Annotated in this window: 11 protein-coding genes; 4 read left to right on the forward strand and 7 right to left on the reverse strand. The window is 64.1% G+C overall.

The features are described 5' to 3' along the window. The gene (locus tag RAM80_RS08040; RefSeq protein WP_416425705.1) at positions 1–663 is read left to right on the forward strand and encodes a response regulator transcription factor; all 663 of its coding nucleotides are present in this window, start codon (positions 1–3) and stop codon (positions 661–663) included. 243 nt (positions 664–906) lie between these two features. On the opposite strand, the gene RAM80_RS08045 is transcribed toward RAM80_RS08040, so the two are convergent. Beyond that, the gene (locus RAM80_RS08045) at positions 907–1,320 is read right to left on the reverse strand and encodes a hypothetical protein (RefSeq protein ID WP_416425707.1); all 414 of its coding nucleotides are present in this window, start codon (positions 1,318–1,320) and stop codon (positions 907–909) included. 214 nt (positions 1,321–1,534) lie between these two features. Here RAM80_RS08045 and RAM80_RS08050 point away from each other — a divergent pair, with 214 nt between their 5' ends. The 3 genes from RAM80_RS08050 to RAM80_RS08060 are packed head-to-tail and all read left to right on the forward strand — an operon-like array spanning position 1,535 to position 7,320. Then, complete coding sequence (locus tag RAM80_RS08050; protein WP_416425709.1) at positions 1,535–4,756, forward strand: efflux RND transporter permease subunit; 3,222 nt, start codon at positions 1,535–1,537, stop codon at positions 4,754–4,756. Continuing rightward, on the forward strand, positions 4,746–5,930 hold the full coding sequence (locus RAM80_RS08055; RefSeq protein ID WP_416425711.1) for an efflux RND transporter periplasmic adaptor subunit: 1,185 nt from the start codon (positions 4,746–4,748) through the stop codon (positions 5,928–5,930). The genes RAM80_RS08050 and RAM80_RS08055 overlap by 11 nt, the downstream gene beginning before the upstream one ends. Beyond that, a complete protein-coding gene (locus RAM80_RS08060) occupies positions 5,914–7,320 on the forward strand; it encodes an efflux transporter outer membrane subunit (RefSeq protein ID WP_416425712.1) in 1,407 nt (468 codons plus the stop codon). Before RAM80_RS08055 ends, RAM80_RS08060 begins: the two co-directional genes overlap by 17 nt. Before the next feature lie 420 nt (positions 7,321–7,740). Here the strand turns inward: RAM80_RS08060 and RAM80_RS08065 are convergent, their stop codons facing one another. From RAM80_RS08065 to RAM80_RS08090, 6 genes are all read right to left on the reverse strand, one after another. Beyond that, positions 7,741–8,577, reverse strand: coding sequence for a hypothetical protein (locus tag RAM80_RS08065; protein WP_416425713.1), 837 nt, complete (start codon positions 8,575–8,577; stop codon positions 7,741–7,743). After that, a complete protein-coding gene (locus RAM80_RS08070; RefSeq protein WP_416425715.1) occupies positions 8,577–10,232 on the reverse strand; it encodes a hypothetical protein in 1,656 nt (551 codons plus the stop codon). Before RAM80_RS08070 ends, RAM80_RS08065 begins: the two co-directional genes overlap by 1 nt. Before the next feature lie 18 nt (positions 10,233–10,250). After that, positions 10,251–11,738 (reverse strand): OmpA family protein, encoded by a 1,488-nt coding sequence (locus RAM80_RS08075; RefSeq protein ID WP_416425717.1) that lies wholly within the window; start codon positions 11,736–11,738, stop codon positions 10,251–10,253. A gap of 484 nt (positions 11,739–12,222) precedes the next feature. Next, positions 12,223–13,224 (reverse strand): ABC transporter substrate-binding protein, encoded by a 1,002-nt coding sequence (locus tag RAM80_RS08080; protein ID WP_416425718.1) that lies wholly within the window; start codon positions 13,222–13,224, stop codon positions 12,223–12,225. A 36-nt stretch (positions 13,225–13,260) separates the two neighbouring features. Further along, a complete protein-coding gene (locus tag RAM80_RS08085; protein WP_416425719.1) occupies positions 13,261–14,127 on the reverse strand; it encodes an ABC transporter permease in 867 nt (288 codons plus the stop codon). A gap of 15 nt (positions 14,128–14,142) precedes the next feature. After that, entirely contained in the window at positions 14,143–15,021 is an 879-nt protein-coding gene (locus RAM80_RS08090) for an ABC transporter ATP-binding protein (RefSeq protein WP_416425720.1), read from the reverse strand. Between the last annotated feature and the right edge of the window lies 1 nt (position 15,022).

Consider the following 15,022-nt stretch of genomic DNA (forward strand, 5'->3'; position numbering starts at 1 on the left):
ATGAATCTGCTCTATATCGCCGATACCCGAGACGAACAGCTGCTGCGCGGCTTTGCTGACAGCGGCCAGCGCGTCGTCGAGGCCAAGCCCCACGAAGCCGACTGGGCCCTGGCCGACAGCAACTACGGCTTTATCCTGCTGGATCTGCAGCAGGCCCAGCCCGAGCTGCTAGCGCGCTGCCTGACGCGCAAGCGCAAGTCACGCGTGCTGGTGCTGCTGGCCGAGGACGATGGCCCGGCACGGGTGGCGGCCCTGCGCGCCGGCGCCGAGTTGTGCCTGACCAAGCCGGTGCTGTTCATCGAGCTGCAGGCGCGCATGCACGCCCTGCTACGCGACCACCTCAGCCCCGCGGTGGACGCCGAGGCCGGCCTGTGGCTGTCCACCACGCGCCTGCTGCTGGGCCGCGGCGCCCACCAGCAGCCGTTGACCGTGAGCGAACAGCGGCTGCTGGCCATCCTCGCAAAGCGTCCCGGCGCGGTGAGCCGCGAGCTGATCGAGGAACAGCTGTGGGGCGCCGCCCATGACTCGCGCAGCGCGCTGATCGAGCGACACATCTGCAACCTGCGCCGCAAGCTGGCCCGCCTGGACGCACCCAACGCCCTGCAGACCTTGCGCGGGTTCGGGTACAGCTTGCGCGAAACGGTGCATGTGCGTACTGATTGAGATCAACGGATTGGCAATACCCAAAAGCCCCGCGCCACTGGCCCGGGGCTTTTTTGCACGCCCATGACGCGGCCTGCGGCCGCTGCTACAGAGACTGCTACATCCTGTGGGAGCTGGCTTGCCAGCGAGCTGTTGGGGCCATAAAAGCTCGCTGGCAAGCCAGCTCCCACAAGACAGTCTGGGCTGGACACAAAAAAAGGCCCATCACGCTAAGCGCCAGGGCCTTTGGTTACCGCGCAAGCCTCAGCCCGACATGCAATCGAAGTTGTCAGTCGAAGCAACAGTCTTGCCCTGGTCATTCTTCAAGTCGGCGCGCAGGTTGGTGTCACCCAGGCTGCTCTCCACCAGGGTGTAGTGCTTGCCCTGCTTGAAGCCCTTGTAATCAATAGTGGCACGGCAGGTCTGGTCGTCCTGTTGCGCAGTGCTTTCTTCGTACAGCAGCACTTCAAGTTTGTGCTCGCCCGGTTTTACCTGGAAGTAACGGCCATCTTTCAGGTTCTTGCCGTCAACCTGTTCGGCCAGCATCGAGTTCTGGGTTTCTTCTTTCAAACCCACCCAGGCGTCGTTCGGGTTAGGCGCAGGCATGGGCCCGGCGCAGGCCGAGAGCAGACCGACCAGCCCAAGCATGGGCACCAGCATTAGCGTTTTCGCATTCATGGGGTATTCCTCAAATGTGTTGGAAGTGGCCTGCCCTGGCAGGTCGTTTTCGATCGATGCCAAGTGTGATGACCGCCCTCTTTCAACACCAATGAATCACCGTGAAACGAATTTCAGTTGCGCCTTAAAACATCTTTCACCTTCATGAAAGGCTTGTGTTAGGTGGTTCCAGCAAGACTTGCCAGCATACGCAAACCCTTTGGAGGTTCCTGGCATGCTAGGGCTGGTAAAGACCGCATTGCTCAAGCCATACACGTTTATCGTGTTGGCGATATTCATCTGCATCATCGGGCCCCTGTCCGCGATGCGGACCCCTACCGACGTATTCCCCGACATCGGCATCCCCGTGATTGCCGTGGTCTGGTCCTACACCGGCCTGTCGCCGGACGCCATGGCCGGCCGGGTGATCTATACCTACGAGCGCTCGCTCAGTACCACGGTGAACGACATCGAGCACATCGAGTCGCAATCGCTGCCGGGCATGGGCATCGTCAAGATCTTCTTCCAGCCGGGCGTGGACATCCGTACCGCCAACGCCCAGGTGACCGCGGTGTCGCAAACCGTGCTCAAGCAGATGCCCCCAGGCATCACGCCGCCGCTGATCCTCAACTACAGCGCCTCCACGGTGCCGATCCTGCAGATGGCGTTCTCCAGCCCCACCCTGTCCGAAGCGCGTATTCGTGACCTGGTGCAGAACTCCATCCGCCTGCCGCTTTCCGCCGTGCCGGGCCTGGCCATGCCGACCCCCATGGGCGGCAAGCAGCGCCAGATCACCCTCGACCTGGACCCCCAGGCGCTGGCCGCCAAGGGCCTGTCGGCGCAGGACGTGAGCAACGCCCTGGCCGCGCAGAACCAGATCGTGCCGGTGGGTACCGCCAAGCTGGGCAGCGATGAATACACCGTGCTGCTGAACAACAGCCCGGACGCCATCGAGCAGCTCAACGACCTGCCGATCAAGACCGTCGACGGCGCCGTGATCACCGTTGGCCAGGTGGCCCACGTGCGTGACGGCTCGCCGCCGCAGACCAACATCGTGCGGGTGGACGGCCGTCGCGCGGTGCTGATGCCGGCCCTGAAAAACGGCAACATCTCGACCCTGTCGATCGTGCAAAGCATTCGCGACATGTTCCCGTTGATCAACGAGACCCTGCCGCCGTCGCTGAAAACCTCGATGCTGGGCGACGCCTCGGTGTTCGTGAAGGAATCGGTGGGCAGCGTGGCCCGCGAAGGCATCATCGCCGCCCTGCTGACCAGCGCCATGATCCTGCTGTTCCTGGGCAGCTGGCGCTCGACCATCATCATTGCCGCCTCGATTCCCCTGGCAGTACTGTCGGCGATTGCCCTGCTGGCGGTCAGCGGCCAGACCCTCAACGTGATGACGCTCGGGGGGCTGGCGCTGGCCGTCGGTATCCTGGTGGACGATGCCACGGTGACCATCGAGAACATCAACTGGCACCTTGAGCAAGGCAAGCAGGTGAAGGATGCCATCCTCGACGGCGCCAAGCAGATCGTCGGCCCGGCCTTCGTCTCCCTGCTGTGTATCTGCATCGTGTTCGTGCCGATGTTCATGCTGCAAGGCATTGCCGGCTACCTGTTCCGCCCGATGGCGCTGGCGGTGATCTTCGCCATGGCGTCGTCGTTCATCCTGTCGCGTACCCTGGTGCCGACCCTGGCGATGTTCCTGCTCAAGCCCCACGTGGTCGAGGCCGGCGAAGGCCGTCACCCGGACAACGCCCTGCTCAACCACCACGAAGGCGACCAGCACAAACCCAAGCACGGCGCGTTCGTGCAAAGCCTGCTGAACTTCCAGCAAGGCTTCGAGAAGCGCTTCAGCAACGTGCGTGACAGCTACCACGGTGTCCTCACCCTGGCCCTGGAAAACCGCAAGCGCTTCCTGATCGGCTTCATGGTCTGCGTGCTGGCGTCCTTCGCGCTGCTGCCGACCCTGGGTGAAGACTTCTTCCCGGCCACCGACGCCGGCGCCATGTCGCTGCACGTCAGCCTGCCGGTGGGTACCCGTATCGAGGAAAGCGCCGCCGCCTTCGACCGTATCGAAGCGCGCATTCGTCAAGTGGTGCCGGCCAACGAGCTGGACACCGTGATCGACAACATCGGTATCCCGCTCAGCGGTATCGACATGGCCTACAGCGCCAGCGGCACCACCGGCCCGCAGGACGGCGATATTTCCGTGACCCTGAAGGAAGGCCACAAGCCAACCGCCGACTACGTGAAGAAACTGCGTGAAGTGTTGCCGGAAAGCTTCCCGGGCAGCACCTTCTCGTTCCTGCCGGCTGACATCAGCAGCGAGATCCTCAACTTCGGTGCCCCGGCGCCGCTGGACGTGAAAATCTCCGGCCCGGACAACGACGCCAACCATGCCTACGCCCTGGAACTGCAGCGCGCGCTGAAGCACATCCGTGGCATCGCCGACCTGCGCATCCAGCAGTCCAACGGCTACCCGACCCTGCAAGTGGACGTGAACCGTGAACGCGCCAACGGCCTGGGCATCACCGAACGCGACGTAACCAACTCCATGGTCGCCTCGCTGGCCGGCAGCTCGCAGGTATCGCCGCTGTACTGGCTGAATCCGAAAAACGGCATCAGCTACTCCATCGTGGCGGCAACGCCGCAGTACCGCCTGGACAGCATGCCGGAGCTTGAAGCCCTGCCGGTGACCGGCGCCAACGGCCAATCGCAGATTCTCGGCGGCCTGGCCACCATCCACCGCGTCGACACCCCGGCGGTGGTCACCCACTACAACATCCAGCCGACCCTGGACATCTACGCCAACGTACAAGGCCGTGACCTGGGCGGCGTCGCCAGCGACATCCAGAAGGCCATCGACCTGGCCGCCCCGCACCGTCCGAAGGGCGCCACCATCACCCTGCACGGCCAGATCGACGCCCTGCATGAAGCCTTCAGCGGCCTGTCCCTGGGCCTGCTCGGCGCGGTGGTGCTGATCTACCTGCTGATCGTGGTCAACTTCCAGTCCTGGCTCGACCCGTTCGTGATCATCACCGCGCTGCCGGCTGCCCTGGCAGGCATCGTCTGGATGCTGTTCCTGTCCGGCACCTCGCTATCGGTACCGGCGTTGACAGGGGCCATCTTGTGCATGGGTGTGGCCACCGCCAACTCCATCCTGGTGGTGAGTTTCTGTCGAGAACGCCTGGAGGTGCACGGCGACGCCCTGCTGGCCGCCATGGAGGCCGGTTTCACCCGCTTCCGTCCGGTGTGCATGACCGCCCTGGCGATGATCATCGGCATGCTGCCGCTGGCCATCTCCCAGGAACAAAACGCCCCACTGGGTCGCGCCGTCATCGGCGGCCTGATCCTGGCCACCACGGCCACCCTGCTCTTCGTTCCGGTGGTGTTCAGCCTCGTGCATGGACGCCGCACCGCCAAGCTTCCCGTTGGAGAAACGTCCCATGTCGTCTGATTCCCTACCGACCATCGCAAAGAAGCCTTCGCGCAAGCGCCTGATGGTGCTCGGCGTCGGCGGCCTGACCTTGGCCGCCGTGCTGGTGGCCGGCGGCCTGGCCGCCCGGACCCGTCACGATGACAATGTGGCGAGCTGGACCGAAGCCCAGTCGATGCCGATCGTCAGCGTGTTCCAGCCGATCCACAACACCACCGGCGACACCCTGGTGCTGCCGGCGCACCTGGAAGCCTGGAGCCAGGCGATGATCCACGCCCGGGTCAGCGGCTACCTGAAGGACTGGAAAGCCGACATCGGCACACCGGTGAAGGCCGGCCAGGTGCTGGCCGAAATCGACAGCCCGGACCTGGACCAACAACTGGCCCAGGCCCACGCGCACCTGCTGCAGCAACAGGCCGACGAGAAACTGGCACAGACCAGCGCCGCGCGCTGGCAACACCTGCTGAGCACGCATTCGGTCTCGCAACAGGAAGTGGACGAGAAAGTCGCCAACGCCGACGCCGCCAAGGCCAACGTCGAGGCGGCCCGCGCCGACTACGCGCGCCTCACCGACCTGTCCAACTACAAGACCCTGCGTGCGCCGTTCGACGGCACCGTGACCGCGCGTAACACCGACGTCGGCCAGCTGATCAAGGCCGACGCCGACACCGGCCCGGACCTCTTCGAAGTGGCTGACACCCATCGCCTGCGCCTCTACGTGCCAGTGCCGCAGAACTACGCTGCGGCCGTGCGCACCGGCATGCACGTGAGCCTGACCGTGCCGGAGCACCCGGGCGAGCAGTTCGATGCACAGCTGGTGGGCAACTCCAACGCCGTGGACGCCAAGTCCGGGACCATGCTGGCCCAGTTCGTCGCCGACAACCCCAAGGGCGAGCTGCTGGCCGGTGACTACACCGAGGTCACCCTCAAGGTGCCTGCGGGCAGCCAGGGCGTGAGCATTCCCGGCAGCGCGCTGATCTTCCGCGCCGCCGGTACCCAGGTGGCCGTGGTCGATGCGCAGAAGCATGTGCACCTGCGCAACGTGCACATCGGTATGGACCTGGGCGCCACCCTGTTCATCGACCAGGGCCTGGCCCCGACCGACCAGGTCATCGACAACCCACCGGACTCCCTGCGCGAGAACGACCCGGTGAAACTGGCCGACGCAGGAGACACCCATGCCCCTAAAGCTTAACCGCCTGGTAGCGGCGATGGCCCTGGTGCTCCAGGGCTGCTCGCTGGCGCCAACCTACAAGGTGCCGGACGCACCGATCCCGCTGCATTACAGCGGCCCGTGGCAGGCTGCCAAGCCAGCCGACCACGTGCCGCAGCAATGGTGGACGCTGTACAACGACCCGCAGCTCAACGACCTGCAGGGCAAGCTGATCACCGCCAACCCTGACCTGGCCGCGGCCCTGGCGCATTTCGATGCGGCCCAGGCCTACGCCAGCCAGTTGCACGGCGGCCTGTTCCCGGAAATCGGCGCCACCGGCTCCAGCGTGCGCCAGCGCCAGTCCGAGAACAAACCGCTGCGCGGCAGCGACCAGCCCAACGTGTACAACACCGACACCGCGGCCTTCACCCTGAACTGGGACCTGGACTTCTGGGGCAAGGTACGCAACCGCGTGGCCGCCGGCGACGCCCAGGCCCAGGCCTCGGCCGACGACCTGGAAGTGGCGCGCCAGAGCCTGCAGCGCCAGCTCAGCAACCTGTACCTGACCCTGGCCGGGCTGGACGCCCAGCAGGCTATCCTCAAGGCCTCGCTGGACGACTACACCCAGGCCCTGAACCTGACCCGCGACCGCTACGAAGGCCAGATCGCCAGCGAACTGGACATGACCCGCGCACAAAGCGAACTGGCCCAGGCCCAGGCGCAACTGGACGACGTGGTCAACCAGCGCAACCTCACCGAGCACGCCATCGGCGAGCTGGTGGGCCAGCCGGCGACCACCTTCCAGCTGGCCGCCATCAGCAAATTCCCGGCCCTGCCCGACGTGCCCGCCGAGCTGCCCAGCACCCTGCTGCAGCGTCGCCCTGACATCGCCGCCGCCGAACGCCGGGTGTTTGCCGCCAACGCCAACATCGGCGTGGCCAAGGCCGCGTTCTACCCCGACTTCAGCCTGAGCGGCTACTTCGGTGGCCAGGACATGGGCGTGGGCAACGTGCTCAGCGCCACCAACCGCTTCTGGGCCATCGGCCCGGTGGTCAACCTGCCGATCTTCACCGGTGGCCGCCTGACCGGCGCCGAAAACCAGGCCAAGGCCGAGTTCGCCGAAGCCAGCGCGCACTACCGTGGCAGTGTGTTGAAGGCGTTGCGCGAGGTGGAAGACAACCTCTCGCAGCTGCGTGATTTGAAGCAGGAAGCGGCCGACCAGCAGGCGGCAGTGGATGCGGCGACCCAGTCGCAGACCTTGGCCATGAACAGCTATGAAGCCGGTGCGGTGAACTACCTGGACGTGGTCACGGCGCAGACCGCGGCGCTGGATGCGCAGCGCAAGTTGCAGGATGTGCAGACGCGCAGGTTGCAGGCTAGCGTGGGGTTGATGGTTGCGTTGGGGGGTGGTTGGCAGCCAGGCAAGTCCTGATACATGTCCTGACACACCCAATCGCGTAGCCGCTGCCGCCAGGCTGCGCTGGCCCTATGCCTCACTGGAGATCTCCAGCGTAAACGAGGGCCAGCGCAGCCTGCGGCAGCGGCTACGGGGTTGGCTGGAGGGCGCGTCAGGGCTGACAGGTGCATGGCGATGATTTTGCAGCGCCCTTGAGATCGAGCGCCGTCCGCACGGCGCGACCCGGCCTGACGGCCGGTGCTACAGCGCTTGCCTGGGTACCGTGTGAAGGCATGTCAGCTTCACTCGATTTCGCGTCAAGCAAACAAGGCTGCAAGCCTCATTGCAGCAACTGTAGCACCGGCCGTCAGGCCGGGTCGCGCCGCGCGGGCGGCGCTCGGTTTTGGAGGCGCCGAAGGAACATCGGCGTGATACGGGCACGCCGCCAGGGTGCGCCTACTGCAGATCCACGTTCAACATTGGCGTGCCAAACGCCACCAGCCTGGCATTGGACTTCTCGAAGTACGCGGCCCAGAACGCGTTCAGCAGGTCCATGGTCTTGCCCGACCGATACTTCTGCTTGATGCCGTCCGTCACCAGTCCTGCCCCGGCCACGTACACGCGCGAGCCGTTCAGGTTGGCAAACAGGCTCTTGTCCGAAGCCTTCTTGATTTCCTGGGCAACGTTGAGGTTCTGGATGGCGCTGTGGGCGTAGAACGAGGCGTAGTCACTGTTTTCCAACATGTCGCTGATCAGGAACACGACATGTTCACCGCCGCTGCCCTGGCCCATGTCGGCGCCTACATCACGCAGGGCGTGCAAGATCTCGCTCTTGGGGTTTTCGTCGTTGGCCTCACGCAGCGCCTTGACCAGCAACCCGCCCACACCGCGCACGAACACGGCTTTCTGCTGGCCCATGCAGGCGTCCAGCTGGCGCAGCTTGCTCATGCTCATGTCGGCGCGAACGTTGTCGGCCGCAGGCACTTCCAGGGTGACATCCGTGAGCAGGCGCATGTACTCGCCCGGCACGAAGGCCGAGAAAGTGTACAGCTTCACCTGGTCACCGGGCTGCACGAAGCGGTCGATTTTCTCCCACACCGAACGCTGGATATCCTCCGGCATCTTGATGGTCTGGTCGACGATCACCACTAACTGGCGCCCTGAAGGCGCCGGCTTGAATTCACCCAGTTTCGCCGCCCCGTAACAGCTGGGCAGGTCATTGCGCTCCGCCGCCATGGCCGTGGCCGAAGCGAGCAAGGCCATGACCATGGCACATCGCAGCAAGCCTTTCATCAGGCAATCGCTCCCTTGCCCGGAAACTTCCCGGTCTTGGCCAGCACCACTTGGGTGTTGCGGATGCGCTTGAGCTGCTCGAGGGTCAGGCCATATTCATCGGTGACCAGGTCCAGGTCCTCATCGGACAGTTCACGCAAGTCGTCAAACTCACCCGGCTTGGGCCCGGCCAGGTTTTGCGCCACAGGCGCCGCGACGCTGGGCGCCGCAGCGGGCGCTGGCGTCTCGACGCGGGGCTGGGCAGCCACCGCCGGTGCCTGATATTCGGCCTCGATGGAGGCTTTCTTGCGCTGGAACTCCAGGGCGGCACGGTGCGCTTCCAGGGCCTTCTGGTCTTCGTCGTGCTTGTCGGCCTGGCGTTTCGCGTCTGCCTGGGCTACCCGCATCTTCAGGAACGCATCGAAGTCGCGAGTGTGGGCAGTGCTCGAACTTTGCTCCCCCGAGTTGGATGCCATGTCGTAGCCGGACACCTTGTGCTGCAGCATGCGCAGCTTGTGATCGGCATGCCCGCGAATCGCCAGGCGCTGACGCTCCATCCAGCGCACCATCTCGGCAGCGGTCTTGAACTTGCTGGTCATTTCGTAGGCATCCTTGGACGCCAGGCCAGCGAAGCCGTACACCATCGACAGCCACAATGCGATGAACTGGATGGCCACGTAAACCACCGACAATACCGCGAAGGTCACCAGCGACGCCGTGTGCTCGGCACCCAGTTTGTCGCCGAAAGACTTGTCCTGGCTTTGCTTCTCGACTTGTGCCGAAGCCGCCGGCAGATCGAACGGGCTGCTGGCAGCAGGCGCCGACTCGTTGATCTGGTAGCCGGCAACCAGTTCGGTTTCCAGGGCATTGAGCTGTTCGGTACGCACCCAGAAGGCCGCGATGGCAACGATCACGATGGTGCCCGCGAAAATGGCGATCCAGTTATGGCGAGTGGTCACCGTCTCGTTGGTTTTGATGCGCGCCAGGATCTTGTTGTAGCCCGTGGCATTATCGTCACTGCGTGAAGCGTCGATGGAGATCTGTGCGATGTCCTTGCCGATCTGGCTGTCGCGCTCGTTGTTCGGCGTGCCACGCCACCAGTGACGCGCTTTCTTGATCAGCGAGTTATGGTGGAACTGGTGACCGGCGATGTGCGCGAAGAAGCCCGAGATCAGCGCGAGGAACGCCGACACCGACCACGTCAGGTATTGCAGGTTGTTGGCCGAAATCTCGCGGTTGACGAACGGGCCGATTACATAGGCAAAACCGACGGCCTCAAGCACCAGCAACGCGCCCATCAGCGGCACGACCCACACCGGGTTGGTGCGGCGGCCTTTCTCGCAGACCTTGGACAGGTAGTCTTCGCACTTGGCGAAATACGAAGGGTCCTTGTCCACGGACTCGTAGCGGGTGTAGTACTCCTCGCACAGGCTGATCTCGCCACTGCGCCAGCCATTGGCATCAACCTGGCCATGGTCGCGGCGTACCTGGCGAGCCAACCTGGCCACCGTGCCGACCAGCGGCGTGGCATGCCAGGCGCGGCGCACGAAATAACACACTTTGTCCCAGTTCAAGGCAACGATCACAATCGCCACGAACAAGGTAATCAGCGAGGCGGCGGCTGCCCGGTTTGCCAGCATCAGGGCAAGCATCGCGCTTGGGGAAAAATCCTGCATGGTCTTTTCTCTTTGAAATTAGGACGCTTTTCGCGGAATGAACGCTGCTACATAGGCCGAGTCACCGCGCGGGTAGAACACTTGGCCCTTGGTTGCTTGCGGGGCGCCTTTTTCGAACACCACGTCAATGCACGACACGGGGGCGTTCGGGTCCTTGGCGAATACCCGGTAGAGCACCTGAGTCTCGCCCTCGTAGGTGTTGGCTATGCCTTGAATGGACTTGAGGCTGGTGCGGTTGCCGGTGTCATAGCCCTTCACCACTTCCAGGATGGGTTGGCGGTCGACCGCGGCGTTGTCCTTGAGAATGGACACCGGCGTGATCGTCAGCAGGTTGCCGTTGACCACCTCTGCCCAGACCCGGTTGTTGTACCCCGCCATGTATTCGTAGGTCTTGTGGTCTTCCAGCGGCTGGCCAGTCGCCAGGCTGAGAACGCTGCCGGTTTCACGGGGGGCGTCGGCCTGACAGCTTTGAATTGGCAGATCGTTGGCCTGGGCCGAAGAGATCAGGGTAAAGCCGCCGGACTTGGGCTGGATGGCCGCTGTCACGCTGGCTTGCTGCGCAGCCGGCACGCCACCGAAATTGACCAGCGCCGCGCTTGCCGGCGCCTCATGGGCGGAGGTTGGCTGATCGACCGGCCGGGGGCTGGCAACCGGTGCCCGGGACGCCACCGTCGCAGCCTTGGTGCTGGTGCGTGCAGGCGCACGTTTCTCGGGGCCAGCGCTGTAGACCGCGTACTTGGCGTTCGCCGATTCAGCCTGGACCCGCTTGACCAGCACGTCCTGGGAGCTCATCTCGCTGATTTCGACCCGACGGTTGCTGTTGCGACCTGCCTCGGTCGTGTTGTCGGCAACCGGCCGGGAAGAGCCCGCGCCCTGGTAATAGATGCGGCTTGCCGCGATACCGGCGCCTTGCAGCACCTGGCCTACCGCACGCGCGCGCTGCTCGGAGAGCCTCTGGTTGAGGCTGGCCGTGCCGGTGGCATCCGTGTGCCCCACGATCAGGAAGCGGCGCTGGCCATCATCCTTGCCCTCACCACTCTTTTGCGCGAAGGCTGTGGCCAGCTTCTGCGCCTGGCGCAGGCCGGTCGTGGTCAACTGTGCGGAACCGACCGGGAACATCCCCTCGTCCTGCACTTGTGCCACCAGCCCACCATCGGCATTCTTGGCAGCGCCTGCGGGTGCTTGCAGGTTGAGTGGCTGCACCGAAATCGCCATGTGCTCGTCCTTGGCAATCTGCTGCAGGGCCTTCATCTTCGACTCCCACACACTGCCCGCGTAGCAACCCAACGCCCCGCCCAACAGGCCGCCAATCACGGCCCCCTGCGTCTTGTTGCCAGCGCCGGCCAGCCGGTTGCCCAGGATGGCACCGCCCACCGCACCCACGCCGCAAAGGATGACCATGCCATGGTTGGCACCCACCGACTGCATGGTGCTGTTGGTCTGGCAGCCACTAAGCGTGGCAATCGCCACGGCCAAGGCGGTCAGGCGCTTCGCTTTCAATCGCATGTATCAATTCCTTGTGATGGATAACGCCTGTTAAACGAACGGCGAAAGCCTTTGTTTCGGCGCAATTGCCTTGAATGGAAAACATTGACCCTCGGCCCGCCCCTGCGCCACGAAACGCTTGGAAAGGGGTCAGGGTTGAACAGGACGTCTCAAGCCGAACGCACGGGGCAGCAACTGCTGCCGCGGAGCACAGGCGGACGATGGCGCTGCGGCGCCGAGGGGAATAGAGAAGGAGCAGCGAACGCGTGGAGCGCTCGCACCCTGGAAATATGGAGAGCCAGGCCACCATGGGTGGCGGCTGCCAGGCCTGGGCGGCCTGTTACGGCTTCGAGGTTCTTGACGTCCATGTGCGGTCTCAGCGTCCTGGGTGCTTGCCCGAAAAACCCGCATTATATGGCATTGTGCCATGTTCGCAAGCAGCGGAGTAACCGCTTTTCATACACCAGAACGCTGAGGCCGAAGCTTGCCGAGGGTACGGGCGCGATCAGCTACCCGCCCCACCCTGCGCCTCTTCAAAGAAGAAGTCCTTCCAACTGCCGGCCTTGTTCTTCAACACGCCCAGCTCATTCAACTTGTCGGCATACACCCCAGTACGCTGCGGCACGATGGTGAAGTCGATCTCCGGGTCGTTGACGATTTTCTCCACCAACGCCAACGGCAACTTCGACTGCTCCACACGGATGTAGGTCTTGGCCGCCTCGGCCTTGTTCGCCTTGATGTACTGCGAAGCTTCAGCCAGCGCGTCGTAGAACGCCTTGTAGGTCTTGGGGTTTTCGTCGTGGAATTTCTGCGTGGTGTACAGCACGTTGAACGTCGCCTGGCCACCCAGCACGTCGTAGGAGCTGAGCACCTTGTGCACGTTCGGGTTTTCCAGTTCCTGGTACTGGAACGGCGGGCTGGAGAAGTGCGCGGTGATTTCCGAGCTGCCGGCGATCAGCGCCGAGGTGGCGTCGGGGTGCGGGATGCTCACCGAGTAGTTGTCGAAGCGCTTGAAGTCGGCGTCGCCGAACACCTTGGCGGTCTCGATCTGCAGGGTACGCGACTGGAAGCCGACGCCTGCGGCCGGCACGGCGATGCGGTCCTTGTCGGTGAAATCCTTGAGGGTCTTGATGTTGGGGTTGTTGGTCAGCAGGTAGTTGGGCATCGAGCCCAGCGAGGCGATGGCCTTGACGTTCTGGCGGCCCTTGGTGCGGTCCCAGATGGTCAGCATCGGCGGCACGCCCGCCGACACCACGTCCAGGGCGCCGGCCAGTAGCGCTTCGTTCATGGCGGTGGCGCCGGAGATGCTGTTCCAGTCCACGGTGATGTCAATGCCTTCGGCCTTGCCGTGCTTTTCGATCAGGTGCTGGTCGCGCACCACGTCGAGAATCAGGTAACCAATGCCGAACTGCTGGGCGATGCTGATCTTGCCTTCGGCGTGGGCGCTGGTGCCGAGCACGGCACCGACGAGGCCCAGGGCGATGGAAAGACGGGATAACTTGGCCATTTGAATGCTCACGTATTTAGTGGAGAGAGTGGCGAATCAGCGCTGCATGCCCCATTTCTTGATGGTCAGGCGCTCGAAGGTGTTGAACAGCAGGTTTTCCACCAGCAGGCCGATGATGATCACCGCCGCCAGGCCGGCAAAAACCTTGTCGGTGTACAGCTCGTTGCGGTTCTGGAAGATGTACCAGCCCAGGCCGCCCTTGCCCGACGAGGCGCCGAACACCAGCTCGGCGGCGATCAGGGTGCGCCAGGCAAAGGCCCAGCCAATCTTCAGGCCTGCCAGGATCGACGGCAGCGCGGCCGGGATCAGGATGTACCAGACGAAACGCAGGCCACGCAGGCCGTAGTTGCGGCCAGCCATGCGCTGGGTTTCCGACACGGCCAGGAAGCCCGAATAGGTGTTGAGCGCCAGCGCCCACAGCACCGAGTGCACCAGCACGAAGATCAGGCTGTTGTCGCCCAGGCCAAACCACAACAGCGACAGCGGCAGCAGCGCGATGGCCGGCAGCGGGTTGAACATGGCAGTCAGGGTGCTGAGCAGATCACGGCCCAGCTGGGTCGACACCGCCAGGGTGGTCAGGCCGAACGCCAGGACGATGCCGATCAGGTAGCCCTTGATCAGCACGGTCAGGGAGATCCACACCTTGCCCAGCAGCTCGCCGGTGGCGATGCCGTCAATGAAGGCATGGGCGGTCTGCAGGAAGCTGGGCAGCAACAGGTCGTTGTTCTGGAGGCGCGCGGCAATTTCCCAGATCAGCGCCAGGGCGATCATGATCACCGTTTTGCGCACCCAGCCCTGTTGCCAGATGCGCTGGGCCAGGGAAATGTCGCGGGTCAGCGCGGCCTGGGTGAAGGGTTCCAGCTCGATTTCGTATTCGGCGCGCACAGGCGGTTGCAGGCTCATGGCAAGGCTCCGGTGTCAGTAGGCGATGCGGATGTCGTGGAAACCCAGGTCCTGCTCGACCGGACCCTGGGCCTCGTCGAACAGCAGCCGGTGAATCCGCTGGGCACTGGCCTGGAAGGCCACGCCACCGAGGCTCTGCAGATCGTATTCGTGGCTGTTGATTTCAGCACGCACCCGGCCCGGGTGCGGCGACAGCAACAGGATGCGGTTGCCCACCACCAGCGCTTCCTCGATGGAATGGGTAACGAACAGCAGGGTGAAGCGCACCTCGTCCCACAGTTCCAGCAGCTCTTCCTGCATCTTGCGCCGGGTCAAGGCGTCGAGGGCGGCGAAGGGCTCGTCCATCAGCAGGATTTTCGGCTGCATGGCCAGGGCGCGGGCGATGGCCACGCGGGCCTTCATGCCGCCAGACAGGGTGTGCGGGTAGGCATTGGCGAAGGCGCTGAGGCCGACCTTTTCCAGGTAGTGACGGGCACGCTCCTCGGCCTCCTTGCGCTTGAGGGTGCGCGAGGCCAGCAGTGGGAACATGACGTTTTCCAGCACGGTCTTCCAGGCGGGCAGCTGGTCGAACTCCTGGAACACCACGATGCGGTCCGGGCCCGGCTCGGTGACGGTGGCGCCGCCCAGGCGGATCTCGCCCTCGCTGGGCTTGATGAAGCCGGCCACGGCCTTGAGCAGGGTCGACTTGCCGCAGCCCGACGGGCCGAGCAGCACGAAGCGATCGCTGCGATCGACTTCGAAACTGACCTGGTGGGTGGCCCGCACCACGCGTTCGGGGGTGCGGTATTCGAGACTGACGTTGCTCACTTGCAGCAGGACTTCAGGGGTCGCCTGATGGCCTGCCTGCGCAGGTAACACATCGCTGGCCGTGTGGCCTTGCAGTACAGCGTTCATG

The sequence above is a fragment of the Pseudomonas sp. App30 genome, from assembly GCF_047947025.1.
In the GTDB taxonomy this organism is placed as follows: domain Bacteria; phylum Pseudomonadota; class Gammaproteobacteria; order Pseudomonadales; family Pseudomonadaceae; genus Aquipseudomonas.